Raw genomic sequence first — 21,463 nt, forward strand, 5'->3', positions numbered from 1 at the left:
TTGGGTATTGCGCTGGAGCAGTCTTTAGTCGACGGCTTTGACCATGTCTTCGATGACTTTCTTGGCGTCGCCAAACACCATCATGGTTTTGTCCAGATAGAACAGTTCGTTGTCCAGACCGGCATAGCCGCTGGCCATCGAGCGCTTGTTGACGATCACGGTCTTGGCTTTATAGGCCTCGAGGATCGGCATGCCGGCAATCGGCGATTTCGGATCGTTTTTCGCCGCCGGGTTGACCACGTCGTTGGCGCCAAGCACCAGCACCACGTCGGTCTGGCCGAACTCGGAGTTGATGTCTTCCATCTCGAACACTTGCTCGTAAGGAACTTCGGCCTCGGCCAGCAGGACGTTCATGTGCCCTGGCATCCGCCCGGCGACCGGGTGGATCGCAAACTTCACAGTGACACCACGGTGAGTCAACTTCTCAGCCAGTTCCATCAGCGAGTGCTGGGCACGTGCCACCGCCAGGCCGTAGCCCGGCACGATGATCACGGTGTCGGCGTTGGTCAGCAGGAACGCGGCGTCGTCGGACGAGCCAGACTTCACCGGACGAGCTTCCTTGGCGCCAGCTGGGCCTGCGGTATCCGTTGCACCGCCGAAACCGCCGAGCAGTACGTTGAAGAACGAGCGGTTCATCGCTTTGCACATGATGTACGAGAGGATCGCACCGGAAGAGCCCACCAGCGAACCTGCGATGATCAGCATCGAGTTGTTCAGCGAGAAGCCGATACCCGCTGCTGCCCAACCGGAATAGCTATTGAGCATCGACACCACTACCGGCATGTCGGCACCGCCGATCGGGATGATGATCAGCACGCCCATCACGAAGGCCAGGGCCAGCATCAGGGCGAAAGCACCGAGGTTGCCGGTCAGCATGAAGGTGATACCCAGGCCGAGCGTCGCCAAGCCCAACACCAGGTTCAACTTGTGCTGACCGCCAAACTGTACCGGTGCGCCCTGGAACAGGCGGAACTTGTACTTGCCCGACAGCTTACCGAAGGCAATTACCGAACCGGAGAAGGTGATGGCACCAATTGCTGCGCCAAGGAACAGCTCCATGCGGTTACCGGCCGGAATCGAGTCACCCAACTGCTTAACGATGCCCAGGGATTGCGGCTCGACCACCGCCGCAATGGCGATGAACACGGCGGCCAGACCGATCATGCTGTGCATGAAGGCGACCAGTTCCGGCATCTTGGTCATTTCAACGCGTTTGGCCATGATCGAACCGGCGGTGCCGCCGACCAACAGACCGACGATGACGTAGCCAATGCCCGCTGTAGCGAGTTCTGCGCCGAGTTTGTAGACCAGACCGACAGTCGTGATGATTGCCAGCGCCATGCCGAGCATGCCGAACAGGTTGCCGCGTCGGGAAGTCGTTGGGTGCGACAGACCTTTAAGGGCCTGGATGAAGCAGATCGACGCGATCAAGTAGAGCGTCGTTACAAGATTCATGCTCATTACTTAGGCGCCTCTTCTTTTACCGCTTTCGGGGCTTTTTTCTTGAACATCTCAAGCATCCTGCGGGTCACCAGGAAGCCACCAAACACGTTCACCGCCGCCAGAGCCACCGCCAGGGTGCCCATGGTCTTGCCCAGTGGCGTCACCGTCAAAGCCGCCGCCAGCATGGCGCCGACGATTACAATCGCCGAGATCGCGTTGGTTACCGCCATCAAAGGCGTGTGCAGTGCAGGTGTAACGTTCCAGACCACGTGATAACCGACATAAATCGCCAGCACGAAGATGATCAGGTTGTAGATACCGGGGGAGATAAGCTCTTCCATCGTCTGAATCCCTGCTTAGGCGTTTTTGCGGATGACTTGGCCGTCGCGGCACATCAGGCACGCGGCGACGATGTCGTCTTCGAGGTTGATCTCGAACTGGCCTTCTTTGTTGAAAACCAGCTTCAGGAAGTCCAGCAGATTGCGCGCGTACAGTGCCGAAGCGTCTGCTGCGACTGCGCCGGCCAGGTTGGTCGGGCCGCAAATGGTCACGCCATTCTCGACGACGACCTGGTCAGCCACGGTCAGAGGGCAGTTGCCACCTTGGGCTGCCGCGAGGTCGATGACCACCGAGCCCGGCTTCATCTGCGCCACGGTCTCCGCGCTCAACAATGTTGGCGCCTTACGGCCCGGGATCAGTGCAGTGGTGATGACAATGTCAGCCTGCTTGGCGCGTTCGTGCACGGCCAGGGCCTGACGTTGCATCCAGCTGGCGGGCATTGGTCGCGCGTAACCGCCGACACCGACGGCGCATTCGCGCTCTTCATCGGTCTCATAAGGCACGTCGACGAACTTGGCGCCGAGGGACTCGATCTGCTCTTTTACCGCAGGACGCACGTCAGACGCTTCGATCACTGCACCCAGACGTTTCGCCGTAGCGATCGCCTGCAAACCAGCCACACCTGCACCGAGAATCAGCACGCGCGCCGCTTTCACGGTGCCCGCAGCGGTCATCAACATCGGCATGAAGCGCGGATAGTGGTGAGCAGCCAACAACACGGCTTTATAGCCGGCGATGTTGGCTTGGGAGGACAGCACATCCAGGCTCTGAGCTCGGGAGGTACGCGGCGCGGCCTCCAGTGCGAAAGCGGTAATGCCGCACTCAGCCAGCTTGGCAATGGTTTCATTGCTGAACGGATTGAGCATGCCCACCACAACGGTGCCGCTTTTTATCAGCGTCAGTTCGCTGTCGCTGGGGGCGACCACCTTGAGAACCAGCTCGGCACCGAACGCATCGTTGGCGCTGCCAATCATTGCGCCTGCCGCTTCATAAGCACTGTCGACAACACTGGCGTTAATGCCGGCGCCGCTTTGCACAGTGACCTTATGACCCTGGCCGATCAGCTTCTTGATGGTTTCCGGGGTTGCAGCAACCCGTGTTTCACCTGTATGGGTTTCGAGAGGAACACCAATGTGCACGTCAAATCTCCTGCGTGATCTTATTGAGTAAACCCAGGCACTTCGGATGGCGCGGCTGGGGCGGCCGATCAGCACGATCCCGCCAAATCAGGGCGGGGCGCGGCATTCTGCAGGCGAACTTAGTGCCCTTCAAGGGATTATGACGGGTGACGGAAAATTAACTACAAGTCATCCCGTGACCGAATGTCGCAACTAACCGGTTCAATCCCTTGTAGGCCGTGCCTTGTAAGGATTCTTGTAAAAAAATGAAGAATTCGCGCATCGGTCAGATGAATGAGTCGATATCGCATCCCAATAGAGGCTCAAGGCCACGTACTCAGGCACTTTTAGGGCGTTTGTACTGCTTGTCAGTACAGTCTTCGAATATGCGACAAATACTTACATCTGTAGGGCTTTCATGTTGCTGACTACGGGGTCAGCTAATTGAGCTGAGCCTTTATCCTTCTAGGCTGTAGCTCTGTGCCTGATTCACCAACCAATCGCGAAATGCCCTTAAAGAGGCCGATTCCACCTTTCGCTCAGGAATCATCAGGTAATACGCCTTGATGCTGGATAGCGCCTGGGTGTTGGCAATGACAAGGCGCTTCTCGGCCAGTTCGCGTTGAATCAGGAACGGTGGAATCAGCGCTATTCCCATATCGTGCATGGCCGCTTGGGCAAGCATGGAGAATAGCTCGTAGCGCGGCCCTGTCATGTCTCGCGGAATATTAAGGTTTTGGGAGTTGAACCACTGGCGCCAGGCATAAGGGCGGGTGGTCTGCTGCAGCAGGGGTAATTCGGCGATTTCACTGGGGGTCAGATTGGTCTTTTTTCCCAGTAAGTCAGGGCTGCACACGGGCATCGGATTTTCACCCATCAGCCTGTGGGATTCGGTACCCGACCAGTCCGCGTCGCCAAAATAGATCGCTGCATCGAAGTCGGTGTCGGCAAACAGGAAAGGGCGTGTTCGGTTGGTAAGGTTGACCGTCACTTCCGGGTGTTTTTGCTGGAAGTCCTTGAGCCGTGGCAGCAGCCATTGAGTGCCGAAGGTCGGAACCACCGCCAGCTCGATCACGTTGGCACCTTGCTGGCCCATCACGGACAACGTGTCCCGCTCAACCGCATCCAGTTGAGTGGCTACCCGTCGGCTGTAGGAAAGGCCGGCCTCCGTCAGTTTGACCCCACGTCGCGAGCGTCGGAACAGTTCTACGCTGAGGAACTCCTCAAGACTGGCGATCTGTCGGCAAATTGCGCCCTGAGTGAGCGAAAGCTCCTGGGCAGCCTTGGTAAAGCTTTCGTGGCGAGCTGCCGCTTCAAAGCTGATCAGGGCCGTTGTGCTGGGAATTTTCCTGCGCATGTACGTCAACCTCACTAATACATCGCATAAAAGCTATTTGGCGATGTTACGGAGTGAGAAATTAGCACAACAGTATGCAAATTCCTCGTTTGCCGTGATGCCGAACACAGCCTAGGATCAGTCCACGTTATTTGACCCGATTCGAGAGGACACACTCATGGGCGGTAAAGCTAGCTTCAACTGGATCGATCCCCTGCTGTTGGATCAACAGCTCACCGAAGAAGAACGCATGATCCGCGACACCGCTGAGCAATTCGCCCAGCAGAAGCTCGCGCCACGTGTTCTGGAAGCTTTCCGCCATGAAAAGACCGACCCGGCGATCTTCCGCGAGATGGGTGAGGTTGGCCTGCTGGGCGCGACCATCCCCGAGCAGTATGGTGGCAGCGGCCTGAGCTACGTCAGCTACGGCCTGATCGCCCGTGAAGTCGAGCGTGTCGACTCCGGCTATCGCTCGATGATGAGTGTGCAGTCTTCGCTGGTCATGGTGCCGATCAATGAATTTGGTACCGAAGCCCAGAAACAGAAGTATCTACCGAAACTGGCATCAGGCGAATGGATTGGCTGCTTCGGTCTGACCGAACCTGACCACGGTTCCGACCCGGGTGCGATGATTACTCGCGCACGCAAAGTGGAAGGCGGCTACAGCTTGACCGGCAACAAGATGTGGATCACCAACAGCCCGATTGCCGACGTGTTCGTGGTCTGGGGTAAGGACGACGCTGGTGACATCCGTGGCTTCGTTCTGGAGAAGGGCTGGAAAGGCCTGAGTGCTCCTGTGATTCACGGCAAGGTTGGTCTGCGTGCATCCATCACCGGCGAGATCGTCATGGACAACGTGTTTGTCCCTGAAGAGAACATCTTCCCGGATGTCCGAGGTTTGAAAGGTCCTTTTACGTGCCTCAACTCGGCACGTTATGGCATTTCCTGGGGCGCGCTGGGGGCTGCCGAGTTCTGCTGGCACACCGCTCGCCAGTACACCCTGGATCGTCAGCAGTTCGGACGCCCGCTGGCCGCCACTCAACTGATCCAGAAGAAACTGGCTGACATGCAAACCGAGATCACCATGGCGTTGCAAGGCTGCCTGCGTCTGGGTCGTATGAAAGATGAAGGTACCGCGGCGGTCGAGATCACTTCGATGATGAAGCGCAACTCCTGCGGCAAGTCCCTGGACATTGCTCGCATGGCGCGCGACATGCTGGGTGGTAACGGTATTTCCGATGAGTTCGGTGTTGCTCGCCATTTGGTCAACCTGGAAGTGGTGAATACCTATGAAGGTACGCATGACGTCCACGCACTGATCCTCGGTCGTGCACAGACTGGCATCCAGGCGTTCTATTAATAGGAGCACGGCCATGGGCGCGCTTTCGCATCTACGGGTACTGGATTTATCGCGGGTGCTGGCCGGGCCCTGGGCTGGACAGATTCTTGCTGACCTCGGCGCCGAGGTGATCAAGGTCGAGCGGCCGGGCAATGGCGATGACACGCGCGCCTGGGGGCCTCCCTTCCTTAAAGACGCCTATGGCGAGAACACCAGCGAAGCCGCTTATTACTTGTCGGCCAATCGTAACAAGCAATCGGTCACCATCGACTTCACCCGGCCTGAAGGGCAGAAGCTGGTGCGTGATCTGGCGGCGAAGTCGGACATCCTGATCGAGAACTTCAAAGTCGGTGGTCTGGCGGCATATGGTTTGGACTATGAGTCGCTAAAGGCTATCAATCCGAATCTGATCTATTGCTCGATTACCGGGTTTGGTCAGACAGGCCCTTACGCCAAGCGCGCGGGTTATGACTTCATGATCCAGGGACTGGGCGGTCTGATGAGTCTGACGGGGCGACCCGAAGGGGATGAGGGCGCCGGGCCGGTGAAAGTCGGCGTGGCGCTGACGGACATCTTGACCGGTCTCTACTCGACGGTGGCTATCCTGGCGGCACTGGCTCATCGGGATCATGACGGCGGCGGTCAGCATATTGATATGGCGCTATTGGATGTTCAGGTGGCTTGTCTGGCTAACCAGGCAATGAATTACCTGACTACGGGCAATGCTCCGAAGCGCCTGGGTAATGCTCATCCGAATATCGTGCCTTATCAGGACTTTCCTACGGCGGATGGAGACTTCATCCTCACCGTGGGTAATGACGGGCAGTTTCGCAAGTTTGCTGAAGTGGCTGGTCAGCCGCAGTGGGCGGATGATCCACGCTTTGCAACAAACAAGGTGCGGGTGGCGAATCGTGCGGTGTTGATTCCGCTTATCCGCCAGGCGACGGTGTTCAAGACGACTGGTGAGTGGGTGCTGCAGCTTGAGCAGGCGGGCGTGCCGTGCGGCCCGATCAATGATCTGGCTCAGGTGTTTGCCGATCCTCAGGTTAAGGCGCGTGGGTTGGCGATTGAGTTGCCTCATGTGCTGGCAGGGATGGTGCCGCAGGTGGCGAGTCCGATTCGTCTGTCCAAAACGCCTGTGGAGTACCGCAATGCGCCTCCTTTATTGGGTGAGCACACATTGGAGGTTCTGCAGCGAGTGTTGGGTCTTGATGCTGGGACCGTGGCGGCTTTCAAAGAGGCTGGGGTACTCTGAGAATCCCTTCTATATAGAGGGGAGTGATTTTGCTCTCCTATATAGAGGGGGATGGGCTGGTTTCCAGCTTTCTACAAGGGATTGATAGAAATGCGCAATTAAGGGTTGACGGCAGATTCTGGAAGTCTATAATTCGCCCCACTTCCGGCGCAGTCGAAACGGGAAACTCCTTGGTAAACAAAGAGTTACGCAGTTTTCGACAACGAGTTGCTTCAGGTCATCGAAGCCCAGAAGGAGTTGAAAGAGCGGGGTTGTTTGGCTCTTTTAACGGTTCGATCTTCTCGGTCGAAAGCGGTGTAAAAGAGGTGTTGACAGCAGCGAGTAACGCTGTAGAATTCGCCTCCCGCTGACGAGAGATCGAAAGCGCAAGTGGTTGAAGTTACAAAGGAAACTTTGAAAACTTCTGAAAATAACCGCTTGACAGCAACAGAGGCTGCTGTAGAATGCGCGCCTCGGTTGAGACGAAAGATCTTAACCAACCGCTCTTTAACAACTGAATCAAGCAATTCGTGTGGGTGCTTGTGGAGTCAGACTGATAGTCAACAAGATTATCAGCATCACAAGTTACTCCGCGAGAAATCAAAGATGTAACCAACGATTGCTGAGCCAAGTTTAGGGTTTCTTAAAAACCCAAAGATGTTTGAACTGAAGAGTTTGATCATGGCTCAGATTGAACGCTGGCGGCAGGCCTAACACATGCAAGTCGAGCGGCAGCACGGGTACTTGTACCTGGTGGCGAGCGGCGGACGGGTGAGTAATGCCTAGGAATCTGCCTGGTAGTGGGGGATAACGCTCGGAAACGGACGCTAATACCGCATACGTCCTACGGGAGAAAGCAGGGGACCTTCGGGCCTTGCGCTATCAGATGAGCCTAGGTCGGATTAGCTAGTTGGTGAGGTAATGGCTCACCAAGGCGACGATCCGTAACTGGTCTGAGAGGATGATCAGTCACACTGGAACTGAGACACGGTCCAGACTCCTACGGGAGGCAGCAGTGGGGAATATTGGACAATGGGCGAAAGCCTGATCCAGCCATGCCGCGTGTGTGAAGAAGGTCTTCGGATTGTAAAGCACTTTAAGTTGGGAGGAAGGGCATTTACCTAATACGTAAGTGTTTTGACGTTACCGACAGAATAAGCACCGGCTAACTCTGTGCCAGCAGCCGCGGTAATACAGAGGGTGCAAGCGTTAATCGGAATTACTGGGCGTAAAGCGCGCGTAGGTGGTTCGTTAAGTTGGATGTGAAATCCCCGGGCTCAACCTGGGAACTGCATTCAAAACTGTCGAGCTAGAGTATGGTAGAGGGTGGTGGAATTTCCTGTGTAGCGGTGAAATGCGTAGATATAGGAAGGAACACCAGTGGCGAAGGCGACCACCTGGACTGATACTGACACTGAGGTGCGAAAGCGTGGGGAGCAAACAGGATTAGATACCCTGGTAGTCCACGCCGTAAACGATGTCAACTAGCCGTTGGGAGCCTTGAGCTCTTAGTGGCGCAGCTAACGCATTAAGTTGACCGCCTGGGGAGTACGGCCGCAAGGTTAAAACTCAAATGAATTGACGGGGGCCCGCACAAGCGGTGGAGCATGTGGTTTAATTCGAAGCAACGCGAAGAACCTTACCAGGCCTTGACATCCAATGAATCTGCTAGAGATAGCGGAGTGCCTTCGGGAACATTGAGACAGGTGCTGCATGGCTGTCGTCAGCTCGTGTCGTGAGATGTTGGGTTAAGTCCCGTAACGAGCGCAACCCTTGTCCTTAGTTACCAGCACGTCATGGTGGGCACTCTAAGGAGACTGCCGGTGACAAACCGGAGGAAGGTGGGGATGACGTCAAGTCATCATGGCCCTTACGGCCTGGGCTACACACGTGCTACAATGGTCGGTACAGAGGGTTGCCAAGCCGCGAGGTGGAGCTAATCCCAGAAAACCGATCGTAGTCCGGATCGCAGTCTGCAACTCGACTGCGTGAAGTCGGAATCGCTAGTAATCGCGAATCAGAATGTCGCGGTGAATACGTTCCCGGGCCTTGTACACACCGCCCGTCACACCATGGGAGTGGGTTGCACCAGAAGTAGCTAGTCTAACCTTCGGGAGGACGGTTACCACGGTGTGATTCATGACTGGGGTGAAGTCGTAACAAGGTAGCCGTAGGGGAACCTGCGGCTGGATCACCTCCTTAATCGACGACATCAGCTGCTCCATAAGCTCCCACACGAATTGCTTGATTCATTGAAGAAGACGATAAGAAGCAGCCCTGAGGGGTTGTAGCTTGGTTGGTTAGAGCGCACCCCATGCTTTGTGGTAGAGAGCAGGGTGAGGTCGGCCTTATAGCTCGAAATTGGGTCTGTAGCTCAGTTGGTTAGAGCGCACCCCTGATAAGGGTGAGGTCGGCAGTTCGAATCTGCCCAGACCCACCAATTTTGTGTGGGAAACGCCTGTAGAAATACGGGGCCATAGCTCAGCTGGGAGAGCGCCTGCCTTGCACGCAGGAGGTCAACGGTTCGATCCCGTTTGGCTCCACCACTAACTGCTTCTGTTTGTTGAAAGCTTAGAAATGAGCATTCCACCAAGACGGTGATGAATGTTGATTTCTAGTCTTTGATTAGATCGTTCTTTAAAAATTTGGGTATGTGATAGAAAGATAGACTGGGCGTTACTTTCACTGGTAACGGATCAGGCTAAGGTAAAATTTGTGAGTTGCTCTTTATGAGCAAGAATCGAATTTTCGGCGAATGTCGTCTTCACAGTATAACCAGATTGCTTGGGGTTATATGGTCAAGTGAAGAAGCGCATACGGTGGATGCCTTGGCAGTCAGAGGCGATGAAAGACGTGGTAGCCTGCGAAAAGCTTCGGGGAGTCGGCAAACAGACTTTGATCCGGAGATGTCTGAATGGGGGAACCCAGCCATCATAAGATGGTTATCTTAAGCTGAATACATAGGCTTAAGAGGCGAACCAGGGGAACTGAAACATCTAAGTACCCTGAGGAAAAGAAATCAACCGAGATTCCCTTAGTAGTGGCGAGCGAACGGGGACTAGCCCTTAAGTGGCTTTGAGATTAGCGGAACGTTCTGGAAAGTACGGCCATAGTGGGTGATAGCCCTGTACGCGAAAATCTCTTAGTCATGAAATCGAGTAGGACGGAGCACGAGAAACTTTGTCTGAATATGGGGGGACCATCCTCCAAGGCTAAATACTACTGACTGACCGATAGTGAACTAGTACCGTGAGGGAAAGGCGAAAAGAACCCCGGAGAGGGGAGTGAAATAGATCCTGAAACCGTATGCGTACAAGCAGTGGGAGCCCACTTTGTTGGGTGACTGCGTACCTTTTGTATAATGGGTCAGCGACTTATTTTCAGTGGCGAGCTTAACCGAATAGGGGAGGCGTAGCGAAAGCGAGTCTTAATAGGGCGTCTAGTCGCTGGGAATAGACCCGAAACCGGGCGATCTATCCATGGGCAGGTTGAAGGTTGGGTAACACTAACTGGAGGACCGAACCGACTACCGTTGAAAAGTTAGCGGATGACCTGTGGATCGGAGTGAAAGGCTAATCAAGCTCGGAGATAGCTGGTTCTCCTCGAAAGCTATTTAGGTAGCGCCTCATGTATCACTGTAGGGGGTAGAGCACTGTTTCGGCTAGGGGGTCATCCCGACTTACCAAACCGATGCAAACTCCGAATACCTACAAGTGCCGAGCATGGGAGACACACGGCGGGTGCTAACGTCCGTCGTGAAAAGGGAAACAACCCAGACCGTCAGCTAAGGTCCCAAAGTTATGGTTAAGTGGGAAACGATGTGGGAAGGCTTAGACAGCTAGGAGGTTGGCTTAGAAGCAGCCACCCTTTAAAGAAAGCGTAATAGCTCACTAGTCGAGTCGGCCTGCGCGGAAGATGTAACGGGGCTCAAACCATACACCGAAGCTACGGGTATCACTTAGGTGATGCGGTAGAGGAGCGTTCTGTAAGCCTGTGAAGGTGAGTTGAGAAGCTTGCTGGAGGTATCAGAAGTGCGAATGCTGACATGAGTAACGACAATGGGTGTGAAAAACACCCACGCCGAAAGACCAAGGTTTCCTGCGCAACGTTAATCGACGCAGGGTTAGTCGGTCCCTAAGGCGAGGCTGAAAAGCGTAGTCGATGGAAAACAGGTTAATATTCCTGTACTTCTGGTTATTGCGATGGAGGGACGGAGAAGGCTAGGCCAGCTTGGCGTTGGTTGTCCAAGTTTAAGGTGGTAGGCTGGACTCTTAGGTAAATCCGGGAGTCTAAGGCCGAGAGCTGATGACGAGTTACCCTTTGGGTGACGAAGTGGTTGATGCCATGCTTCCAAGAAAAGCTTCTAAGCTTCAGGTAACCAGGAACCGTACCCCAAACCGACACAGGTGGTTGGGTAGAGAATACCAAGGCGCTTGAGAGAACTCGGGTGAAGGAACTAGGCAAAATGGCACCGTAACTTCGGGAGAAGGTGCGCCGGTGAGGGTGAAGCATTTACTGCGTAAGCCCATGCCGGTCGAAGATACCAGGCCGCTGCGACTGTTTATTAAAAACACAGCACTCTGCAAACACGAAAGTGGACGTATAGGGTGTGACGCCTGCCCGGTGCCGGAAGGTTAATTGATGGGGTTAGCTAACGCGAAGCTCTTGATCGAAGCCCCGGTAAACGGCGGCCGTAACTATAACGGTCCTAAGGTAGCGAAATTCCTTGTCGGGTAAGTTCCGACCTGCACGAATGGCGTAACGATGGCGGCGCTGTCTCCACCCGAGACTCAGTGAAATTGAAATCGCTGTGAAGATGCAGTGTATCCGCGGCTAGACGGAAAGACCCCGTGAACCTTTACTATAGCTTTGCACTGGACTTTGAATTTGCTTGTGTAGGATAGGTGGGAGGCTTTGAAGCGTGGACGCCAGTTCGCGTGGAGCCAACCTTGAAATACCACCCTGGCAACTTTGAGGTTCTAACTCAGGTCCGTTATCCGGATCGAGGACAGTGTATGGTGGGTAGTTTGACTGGGGCGGTCTCCTCCTAAAGAGTAACGGAGGAGTACGAAGGTGCGCTCAGACCGGTCGGAAATCGGTCGTAGAGTATAAAGGCAAAAGCGCGCTTGACTGCGAGACAGACACGTCGAGCAGGTACGAAAGTAGGTCTTAGTGATCCGGTGGTTCTGTATGGAAGGGCCATCGCTCAACGGATAAAAGGTACTCCGGGGATAACAGGCTGATACCGCCCAAGAGTTCATATCGACGGCGGTGTTTGGCACCTCGATGTCGGCTCATCACATCCTGGGGCTGAAGCCGGTCCCAAGGGTATGGCTGTTCGCCATTTAAAGTGGTACGCGAGCTGGGTTTAGAACGTCGTGAGACAGTTCGGTCCCTATCTGCCGTGGACGTTTGAGATTTGAGAGGGGCTGCTCCTAGTACGAGAGGACCGGAGTGGACGAACCTCTGGTGTTCCGGTTGTCACGCCAGTGGCATTGCCGGGTAGCTATGTTCGGAATAGATAACCGCTGAAAGCATCTAAGCGGGAAACTAGCCTCAAGATGAGATCTCACTGGGACCTTGAGTCCCCTGAAGGGCCGTCGAAGACTACGACGTTGATAGGTTGGGTGTGTAAGCGCTGTGAGGCGTTGAGCTAACCAATACTAATTGCCCGTGAGGCTTGACCATATAACACCCAAGCAATTTGCGTCGAAAGGCCAGATTGCGGTGTGTGAAGACGAAACGAACCGAAAGTTCGAGATACTCACAAAACACCAAACTATCGCATACCCATTCGCTGGAGCGTGAACCTGCAAAGGCCCACGACCTGGCTACCGAATTTCTTGACGACCATAGAGCATTGGAACCACCTGATCCCATCCCGAACTCAGCAGTGAAACGATGCATCGCCGATGGTAGTGTGGGGTTTCCCCATGTGAGAGTAGGTCATCGTCAAGATTAAATTCCGAAACCCCTATCTGCGTATGCAGGTAGGGGTTTTGTTTTAGTATAAGTCACCAATTTTGCTGGCACGTTACGCTGTAACGGGCTGGTCACAGAATTTCTTGACGACCATAGAGCATTGGAACCACCTGATCCCATCCCGAACTCAGCAGTGAAACGATGCATCGCCGATGGTAGTGTGGGGTTTCCCCATGCGAGAGTAGGTCATCGTCAAGATTGAATTCCGAAACCCCTGTCTGCTAACGCAGACAGGGGTTTTGTCGTTCTGGGCTGGCTAAAAGCTCAGTGGCGCCATAGTCGAACATCAAGACATCCAGAGAGATGTTATCTACCGAACCATCGTTGAAGCTGCGTAACACGTACTCATAGCGGTGGGTTGCGCCCGTACGAATAACCGTTCTTACAAAAAGGCTGATGAGCGCTCTGGCACGCCGTTCGGCGGGTATCTGACAGGAATGCCGACCATTTCGTACAAACCCCTAAGTTTTCTCCGGTTTGTGCCGACAGACTGATGAGACATGCGTGCACCAACGTAGAGCGGCCCCAGAGCACTGGCTGCGCTGTTACATGGAATGTTGCACTCCGTAACGCATCCCCACTTTTTGCATAAGAAGTCGCATGAAATGAATCTCAAATTCAGTCATAAAATCCTGCTGGCCGCCTCCGGCGTCGTGGTGCTGGCTTTTGCGTTGTTCACTTTGTACAACGACTATCTGCAGCGAAATACCATCCGTGAAAGCCTTGAATCGAGCGTCCAGCAAGCTGGCGATCTGACCGCCAGCAGCGTGCAGAACTGGATGAGCGGCCGTGTGCTGGTGTTGGAAAACCTCGCGCAGAATGTTGCACATCAAGGCGCCAATGCCGACCTCCCGGGGCTTGTCAATCAACCGACCCTCACCTCGAACTTCCAGTTCACCTACGTGGGCCAGGCCAACGGCGTGTTCACTCAGCGCCCGGACGCGAAGATGCCTGACGGTTACGATCCGCGTCAGCGTCCCTGGTACAAACAAGCGATGGCTGCCGACAAAACCATGCTGACCCCGCCTTACATGGCTGCCGTCGGTGGCCTGGTGGTGACCATCGCCCTGCCGGTGAAAAAGAACGGCGAGTTGCTCGGCGTGGTCGGTGGTGACCTGAGCCTGGAAACACTGGTGAAGATCATCAACTCGGTGGACTTCGGTGGCATCGGCCACGCGTTCCTGGTCAGCGCCGACGGTCAGGTGATCGTCAGCCCGGACAAAGACCAGGTGATGAAAAACCTGAAGGACATCTACCCGAACGCCGGCGTGCGCATCGAGAAGGGCAATCAAGAAGTCACCCTGAACAAGCAGGACCGTATCCTTTCGTTCACGCCGGTCAGTGGTCTGCCGAATGCCGAGTGGTACATCGGTCTGTCGATCGACAAGGACAAGGCCTACGCGCCACTCAGCCAATTCCGCACTTCTGCGCTGATCGCGATGTTTATCGCCGTGACGGCCATTGCGGTGCTGCTGAGCCTGCTGATCAATGTATTGATGCGTCCACTGACCACCATGGGCCGTGCGATGCAGGACATTGCCCAAGGTGAGGGCGACCTGACCCGTCGCCTGGCCGTGGAAAGTAAAGACGAGTTCGGTGAGCTGGGCGGTTCGTTCAACCAGTTCGTGGAGCGAATTCACGCGTCGATTTCCGAAGTGTCATCGGCAACCCGTCAGGTTCACGACCTGTCGCAACGGGTGATGGCCTCGTCCAACGCCTCGATCGTCGGCTCCGACGAGCAAAGCGCCCGCACCAACAGCGTAGCCGCGGCGATTAATCAATTGGGCGCCGCCACCCAGGAAATCGCCCGCAATGCCGCCGATGCTTCCCAGCACGCCAGCGGTGCGAGCGAGCAGGCCGATGACGGTCGGCAGGTGGTGGAGAAAACCATTCTGGCGATGACCGAGTTGTCGCAGAAAATCAGCCTGTCCTGCACTCAGATCGAAACCCTGAACGCCAGCACCGACAACATCGGGCACATTCTGGATGTGATCAAAGGCATCTCCCAGCAAACCAACTTGCTCGCGCTCAACGCAGCCATCGAAGCGGCCCGTGCCGGTGAAGCCGGTCGTGGTTTCGCGGTGGTGGCGGACGAAGTGCGTAACCTCGCTCACCGTACTCAGGAATCAGCGGAGGAGATCCACAAGATGATCACCTCGCTGCAGATCGGCTCTCGCGAAGCGGTGACGACTATGAACGCCAGTCAGGCCTCCAGCGAACAGAGCGTCGAAGTGGCGAACCAGGCTGGCTTGCGATTAGTCAGCGTGACCCAGCGCATCGGCGAAATCGACGGTATGAACCAGTCGGTGGCCGCGGCGACCGAAGAGCAGACGGCGGTCGTGGAAACCCTCAACGTCGACGTTAACCAGATCAACTTGCTGAATCAGCAGAGCGTGGCCAACCTCAATGAAACGTTGAAGGATTGCGATGCGTTGTCCCTGCAGGCGAATCGGTTGAAGCAATTGGTTGATAGCTTCAAAATCTGATCAAACGATGTAAAAGAAGCCCGCTGTGGAGTGATCCGCAGCGGGCTTTCTTATGCCTTACACAAACAGTGTCAGCACATTGTTCATTGCATCATCGGCAAAGCCCTGAACGAAGTCCTTGAACCCCGGCAACGCCTCGGCACCGCCCTGTGCGGGTTCGGCGATGATGGTCCAGGTCGCCCGCGACTTACCCGCATCCAGCGGATGGACACTCATCGCCGCCCACAAGTTGGCCACGCCCAGGGTGTTGTAGATCGTGGTCCACGTCATGTTCAATGCCTGGTCATCCCGCGAGTTGAGTTGCTCGACCACCAGGTTGCCGTCCTTGAAGAATTTCTTGCGCAGGGACGACACGCCTTCACCAGTCATTTCGATGTGCGACAGCGCCGGAATGAATTGATCGAAGCCGGCAAAGTTACCGACCACTGCCCAGACTTTCTCGGCATCGGCCGGCACTTCCACCGAGGACACCACGTGGCAGCCTTGAGGATTTTTGATCAGGGTATCGGGTTGCAGAGTGCTCATGGTCTTGCTCCATTCTTGGGGTTGGATTGAATCAGATGAAATTGATTTCTTTGAGGTAGTCGCAGCCGCGACGCAGCAGCGCCGGGGACTTTTGCGGGTAGTGCGCGCCCATCTGCCGGACGCCGGCCTGGGCGTTGTCGTGGCCGATCATTGAGATGTCGCCGATGTCTTCTTCGAAACCGTTGAGGTAAAAACCGAGCACGCCGAACAATGCGTTGTCGCTGTCGACCCGGCCCAATTGCTGCTGCCAGTCGGCGACGCTGACCATGGAAAACTCCCGACCGGCCTCACGAAATGACCCGACGTAGTTGTCCCAGCTCAGAGGCTCGGGGTTGTGCAGGTTGAACACTGCTTTTTCAGGCTGATAACGGCTGGCATGGAAGGCGATGAACCGGGCTAGAAAGTCCACCGGCATCAGGTCGAAATTCAGCGTGAACTCCGGCACCTGGCCGAGCTGTATCGAGCCTTTGAGCATCAGCATCAAGCGATTCTTGTGAGGCTGGCAGACACCCGTGAGGCTGTTGAAACTGATGTTGCCGGGGCGATAAAGATTGACCCGTACGCCACGCTCGCGAGCCCGTTCGAGGATCCGCTCACCGACCCATTTGGACAGGTTGTAGCCGTTCTTGATGTAGATCGGCGGGGTCTGCGCGGCGGGCAATTCCAGCACCCGGCCATCGGCGGCAATCGTGCTGGAGGCCGAGAGCGTAGAGACAAAATTGAAGATCTTTTTGCTGCGCCCTTCACACAACCGAAGGCACTCGAAAATCGGCTCAACGTTATCCCGCGCCAGCGACTCGTAATCGAGTACGTGATTGACGTTGGCGGCGTTGTGCACCAACGCGCCGAATTGCCGATCCAGTCGCTCGTAAACATCCGCTTCGAGCCCCAATGAAGGACGAGTAATGTCCGCCGCGTAAACCCGCACTCGGCTCAGGTCCAGATGCTCCAGACGATTTTCTCGCAACGCATGGGCAAAACGCTCGGCCGCCGATTGCCCACCGCCATCGCGCACCAGGCAGGCGACTTCGCTGGCGCCCCAGGCCAGCAATGCTTCGACGATGTGCACGCCGACAAAGCTGTTGGCGCCGGTAACGATCACCCTGTGCACATCGCCCATGCGGTTGACTGGCAACGGCTGGATATCCAGTTCACGGAAGGCATCGGCCATGGCCTGCGCGCTCAGCACCTCTTCGGTGCTGGAGCCACGCACCAAGGTCGCCAACTTCGCGATGGTCGGCAATTCGATGAAGCGGTTGATCGAGATGCTGCGACCGAACGCTTCCCGCAAGCGCAAAAGCATGCGCGACAGCAGGATCGAGTGACCGCCCAGGTTAAAGAAACTTTCGTCGGTAGAAATATCGCTGGCCGGCAGTTCTAGCAGCTCAGCCCAGATCTCCAACAACAGCGCCTCATCGGCACTGGCGGGCAAACGCCGCAAAGTGTTTTCGGAGACATTCACGGGCATCGCCAGCAGCGCCTTGCGGTCGACTTTGCCGTTGCTGGCGAACGGCATGCTCGGTAGTTCGGTCCACGCTGTGGGCTGCATGTAATCCGGCAAAAACTGCATCGAGTGGGCTTTCAACGCATTGCGAGCGGTGCCGGGTTGATCCTCCTGAGGCTGCGCGAGGAAGGCCAGAATCCGTCGCTGGCTGTCGATGACCACCGCCACCTGGCGGTACAGCTGACTGTCGCGCAAGCAGCGTTCGATCTCTTCCGGCTCGACCCGAAAGCCGCGAATCTTCACCTGATTGTCTCGTCGCCCGCACAGCTCAATGCCGTCGCGGGTCCACTTCGCCATGTCGCCGGTGCGATAAACGCGCAGCATCCGGCCATTCGGCAGGCTCAGGTTCAGATAGCGTTCGGCGGTCTGCTGCGGATTGTTCAGGTAGCCCAGGCATACGCCTGGCCCGACGATGTACAACTCACCGACCGTCTGTTCGGCCACCGGTTCAAAATCCTCATCGAGAATCAGCACCTGACTGTTGGCGATTGGCGCGCCAAGGGTGCGGTTGTTGTCGCCGGGGCGCAGTTGCCGCGCGGTAATCAACACTGTCGCTTCGGTAGGGCCATAGAGGTTGTAGAGGTTGCCCTGACGGCTGAGCTGCTCGATGACGTAGGGTTCGCAGACATCGCCGCCCGTCATCACGTGATCGAGGCATTGCAATTGATCCAGCGGCAGGATGCTCAACAACGCCGGCGGTAGAAAGGCGTGACTCAGTTGTTGATGGCGGATCAGCTCGACCAGTTGCAGCGGATCGCGGCGCTGATCGTCGCTGGGTACGATCAGCTCGGCGCCCTGGAGCAGGGTCGGGAAGATATCGATCAGCGACGAGTCGAAACTCAATGACGAAAACTGCAGCACCCGACTCTGCTCGGTCAGCTGCACGTAGTCGGCGTACCACGCGGTGAAGTGCGCGAGGTTGGCCTGACTGAGCAACACACCTTTGGGATGGCCGGTGGTGCCCGAGGTGTAGAGCGCCATGCACGGCGCGCCTGGATCGGGTCGTTGACGCATTAAGGGTTGATCGAGATCCATGTCACCGATGTCGATGCGGCTGATGTCGATTCCCGGCATTTGCGCCGCGAGCGGATGTTCACCGTCATGCAGCAACAACACGGCCCCGGCGTTTTCCAGGATGTACTGCTGGCGTTGCAGGGGATGGCTCGGCTCCAGCGGCAAATACACCGCGCCGCTGCCGAGAATCGCCAGAATTCCCGCATACAGCGCGCTGCATTTTGGCAGGCAAATCCCGACGACCAACGGCCCTTGATGCCGAGCGAGCAACGGCAGCAATCGCTGCTGGATCGCACGGCTGTGGGCGTGCAAATGCCGATAGCTCAGGGACGTGCCGGCAACGTTCAACGCGGGTCGTTCGGCACACTGGATGAAGCGCTGCTCAAGGCGCTCAATCAGCGGAATTTGGCTGAGCTCCAGCAGCGCGGGTGCAGCCGTGATATTGAGCCGATGGAAAAACGCGAGGCTCTCCAAATAGAGCAGGTTTTCCACGAGCCCGAAGTGAGGGGGAGCCGCAGAGTCGGCCAGCAGAAAATAGTCGGCATCGCGAGAGTAACGGCTGACCAGCAGCGCCACGTGATTGACCAGTTCCTCCACTGCCCGCAGGCGCAATGCCTCGCCGTTACCCGAAGGTTCGTCGGTGATCGACACGCGAGTGAACAGCGTCAAACCGTACGTGCACAGCAAGTCCAGCGGCGGCAGGCCAGAAACTCCAGGCTCACCGATACCCATTTTCAGCGTCAGTCGCGGCGCATCGCCGAGCTCTTGAACAGGCAGGCTGGCGTCGTCGATCAGCAAATCAGCGTTACCCAACGGCAGCTTGTCGACGGCAGTCAGGCGCACCAGCGAATGACCGTGTTGTTCAAGTTCCAGCGCCAGGTCGGTCAGGGCCTGGCTTTGTCCAATGAGCAGAATGTCGAGACGTCTCATGATGTGCTCCTCGTTAAACCAGGTAATCGCTGAGGGCGTCTTGCACGCACGGCGAGTCGAGCAGCGAACTGCTGCGGAAAAACCGCACGATGTTGGCGACCAGCGGGTGATGGCGATTGATCGGGAAGGCCAGCCCCGACACTTCGCTCTTGAGTGCGTGGCGCGCGGCATCGCTGATCTTCAAGGACTCGATCAGCCGGAAGTCGAACGACTTCTGGATGTCGTTGGTCAGGTAATGGCCGATGAATATCGGCAGGATTTGTGCGATGCATCGGCGGTCGTCTTCGCTCGCGGTGTGCCAGTAGATGCGCACCAACCGCGCCCAGAACCCGGAGTGGCGACCTTCGTCGAGCAGGTGATCGGCCATCAGGCCCTTGATCGACTGCTTGACCGTGTCGTCCTTGGCAAACGCCGCGACATCGCCGGTCACGGTGTTCTCGGCAATGGCCACACAGATCAATTCCACGGCGCTGCGCAGGTGATCCGGGGCGAGCGACACGGCCGCTGGAATGGCTCGGCTGAGTTCGATTTCATCCGGCAGGTTGATGGGCGTGATGCCGGTCATGGCGACGGTCTGTTGCATGAAGTCCATCGCCACCAGCGCGTGGTAATCCTCGTCCACCACCACGGTCATGGCGTCGTAGCGGCAGGCGAACGGGAAGGCCACGGCGAAGCGATTTTTGGCGATGCTGCGGGCAGTCTTGTCGACGATTTCGGTTTCGAAAATCACCACGTCGTTGATGAATTTGTAGAGCGTCTGCACCAGTGCAAAGTCGCGCTGTTCCGGGCATTCGCGCAGGAAGGTTTCGCTCAGCACCAACGGTTGGCGGCTCAACGGGTAGATCAGCTTGTCGTCGTTCTCCAGCACGCGCCGGGGGCGGGTACGAATGGTCGCGCGGCTTTCCCAGGCATCGGCGAAGGATTGGTAGTCGGCGGCGTTCATGCGATCACCTCAGGCAGAGGTTCGCTCATGCTCAGACGCAGGCCGTCCCACAAGGCGATGCGGCTTTCCACGGCGGCGATGGCGCTGGCATAGACGTCTTCTTCGCGCTGCGGATCGCCATCGACCAGCCGGGCGAGAAGTTTTTCCGCCGCCGGGCCATGGTCTTCGGAGTCGACTTCGATGTGGCGCTCAAGGTAGTAGCGAAAGGTCGGCGCTTGATCGAGGCCAATGCCCCAATCATCGAGAATCCGTTGGAACATCTGCGGAATCACACTTTCCCGGCCATGCAGGAACACCGCCGCAACGCTATGGCCAGGCGCATGCAGCGCGGTGTGCAAGGTGTGGCGCACGAACCGGGCGGCGGCCGGGTCGACGTCCACACTTTGCAGCGCCACGTCATAGCTCACCCCTTCCTTTTGCAGTGTCACGAAGCGCTCGACCGCGACCGTGCTGGCACCGACTTCGCGCATCGCATCCAGGTACAACTCGAAATGACTGTAGTGACCGTGAGCCGGACGATCATCGGACTCTTCACCCAGCACGATCTCGTTGATCAAGCGCGCTGCCTGCGGATCTCGCGGTGGCAGCCAGGGCAGCTGAACGCAGGTCAGTTCCTGCTGCAGGCGTTTGGTCAGTGACATGAAATCCCAGACTGCAAACACATGGGTTTCCATGAAGCGTTGAAGTACCGACAGCGAATGTATTTCGGAGAAGATCGGGTGCGCACTAAGTTCTGCTTTCTTCTGATTGAGGCGATCTTTATTTGTTTTCATGAGTGAGCCTATAAGAAGTGATCTGACATGCCGTTGAGGGTGCTGTGATCAATAAGTGACTGACGGTTTAAGTTTTCTATGGGCGAGCGAATGCCTGAAGCTAATTGATCTATGTGCGTTTAAAGTAAGTTGCCAGGTAAGGTTTGCTGCCTGTATTCAAGGGCGGCGGAGGAAAACTTATACACGAATAAAGTTTCTGGCAAGTTTTTTTTAATTAATTAAAAGTTCATGTTTGTTCGGCGCGAGAAGTTTCAATAAGACTTTTGTTTTAAGTTTTATTTTGGCGTAGTTACTCCTTCCGACTGATAAGGGTCAGAATATAAATAAGAGTGAATGCCTCACTCGAAGCAACTTTCTACTTGAATCGCTGAAGTGATCTGAGGGGGCGGAAGTTGACTGGGATCAACGCCGGTTCTTCCTTTCCCGTGGCAAGACTCCTTCCGTAGGTTCTTGGTGCGGGGACTGCTCCGCTCGCGCGATGCGTCGCCCGTTCATTA

Annotated in this window: 11 protein-coding genes, 2 tRNA genes and 4 rRNA genes; 9 read left to right on the forward strand and 8 right to left on the reverse strand. The window is 56.2% G+C overall.

Annotation, left to right across the window (positions count from 1 at the left end):
- Nucleotides 1-24: 24 nt before the first annotated feature.
- The 4 genes from ACYZTU_RS01840 to ACYZTU_RS01855 all read right to left on the reverse strand — a co-directional run bounded on the left by ACYZTU_RS01840 (nt 25) and on the right by ACYZTU_RS01855 (nt 4,257).
- A complete protein-coding gene (locus ACYZTU_RS01840) occupies nt 25-1,461 on the reverse strand; it encodes an NAD(P)(+) transhydrogenase (Re/Si-specific) subunit beta (RefSeq protein ID WP_461967628.1) in 1,437 nt (478 codons plus the stop codon).
- Nucleotides 1,461-1,784, reverse strand: coding sequence for an NAD(P) transhydrogenase subunit alpha part 2 (locus ACYZTU_RS01845; protein ID WP_003187010.1), 324 nt, complete (start codon nt 1,782-1,784; stop codon nt 1,461-1,463). Before ACYZTU_RS01845 ends, ACYZTU_RS01840 begins: the two co-directional genes overlap by 1 nt.
- Nucleotides 1,785-1,799: 15 nt before the next feature.
- The gene (locus ACYZTU_RS01850) at nt 1,800-2,921 is read right to left on the reverse strand and encodes a Re/Si-specific NAD(P)(+) transhydrogenase subunit alpha (protein WP_461967630.1); all 1,122 of its coding nucleotides are present in this window, start codon (nt 2,919-2,921) and stop codon (nt 1,800-1,802) included.
- A 436-nt stretch (nt 2,922-3,357) separates the two neighbouring features.
- Nucleotides 3,358-4,257, reverse strand: a complete 900-nt coding sequence (locus tag ACYZTU_RS01855) for a LysR family transcriptional regulator (RefSeq protein ID WP_461967632.1) — start codon at nt 4,255-4,257, stop codon at nt 3,358-3,360.
- A 157-nt stretch (nt 4,258-4,414) separates the two neighbouring features.
- On the opposite strand from ACYZTU_RS01855, the gene ACYZTU_RS01860 reads away from it, so the two are divergent.
- The 9 genes from ACYZTU_RS01860 (at nt 4,415) to ACYZTU_RS01900 (ending at nt 15,277) form a co-directional block, all read left to right on the forward strand.
- Nucleotides 4,415-5,596, forward strand: coding sequence for an acyl-CoA dehydrogenase (locus tag ACYZTU_RS01860; RefSeq protein WP_461967633.1), 1,182 nt, complete (start codon nt 4,415-4,417; stop codon nt 5,594-5,596).
- A 13-nt stretch (nt 5,597-5,609) separates the two neighbouring features.
- Complete coding sequence (locus tag ACYZTU_RS01865) at nt 5,610-6,830, forward strand: CaiB/BaiF CoA transferase family protein (RefSeq protein WP_461967635.1); 1,221 nt, start codon at nt 5,610-5,612, stop codon at nt 6,828-6,830.
- Between the two features lie 642 nt (nt 6,831-7,472).
- A 16S ribosomal RNA gene (locus ACYZTU_RS01870) occupies nt 7,473-9,011 on the forward strand.
- Between the two features lie 161 nt (nt 9,012-9,172).
- A tRNA-Ile gene (locus ACYZTU_RS01875) sits at nt 9,173-9,249 on the forward strand.
- Between the two features lie 30 nt (nt 9,250-9,279).
- Nucleotides 9,280-9,355 (forward strand) — tRNA-Ala (locus tag ACYZTU_RS01880).
- Between the two features lie 250 nt (nt 9,356-9,605).
- A 23S ribosomal RNA gene (locus ACYZTU_RS01885) occupies nt 9,606-12,497 on the forward strand.
- A gap of 154 nt (nt 12,498-12,651) precedes the next feature.
- Nucleotides 12,652-12,767: ribosomal RNA gene (gene rrf, locus ACYZTU_RS01890) — 5S ribosomal RNA — on the forward strand.
- A gap of 106 nt (nt 12,768-12,873) precedes the next feature.
- A 5S ribosomal RNA gene (gene rrf / locus ACYZTU_RS01895) occupies nt 12,874-12,989 on the forward strand.
- Together the 16S, 23S and 5S rRNA genes with 2 tRNA genes alongside form the textbook arrangement of a ribosomal RNA operon.
- Before the next feature lie 407 nt (nt 12,990-13,396).
- A complete protein-coding gene (locus ACYZTU_RS01900; RefSeq protein WP_461967637.1) occupies nt 13,397-15,277 on the forward strand; it encodes a methyl-accepting chemotaxis protein in 1,881 nt (626 codons plus the stop codon).
- Between the two features lie 57 nt (nt 15,278-15,334).
- On the opposite strand, the gene ACYZTU_RS01905 is transcribed toward ACYZTU_RS01900, so the two are convergent.
- The 4 genes from ACYZTU_RS01905 to ACYZTU_RS01920 are packed head-to-tail and all read right to left on the reverse strand — an operon-like array spanning nt 15,335 to nt 20,966.
- Nucleotides 15,335-15,802, reverse strand: a complete 468-nt coding sequence (locus ACYZTU_RS01905) for an SRPBCC family protein (protein ID WP_461967639.1) — start codon at nt 15,800-15,802, stop codon at nt 15,335-15,337.
- A 31-nt stretch (nt 15,803-15,833) separates the two neighbouring features.
- A complete protein-coding gene (locus tag ACYZTU_RS01910) occupies nt 15,834-19,250 on the reverse strand; it encodes an amino acid adenylation domain-containing protein (RefSeq protein ID WP_461967641.1) in 3,417 nt (1,138 codons plus the stop codon).
- Between the two features lie 13 nt (nt 19,251-19,263).
- A complete protein-coding gene (locus ACYZTU_RS01915) occupies nt 19,264-20,193 on the reverse strand; it encodes a diiron oxygenase (protein ID WP_461967643.1) in 930 nt (309 codons plus the stop codon).
- Nucleotides 20,190-20,966 (reverse strand): DUF3050 domain-containing protein, encoded by a 777-nt coding sequence (locus ACYZTU_RS01920; protein ID WP_461967645.1) that lies wholly within the window; start codon nt 20,964-20,966, stop codon nt 20,190-20,192. Before ACYZTU_RS01920 ends, ACYZTU_RS01915 begins: the two co-directional genes overlap by 4 nt.
- Nucleotides 20,967-21,463 lie beyond the last annotated feature (497 nt).

The organism is Pseudomonas sp. HLT2-19-2 (assembly GCF_054898005.1).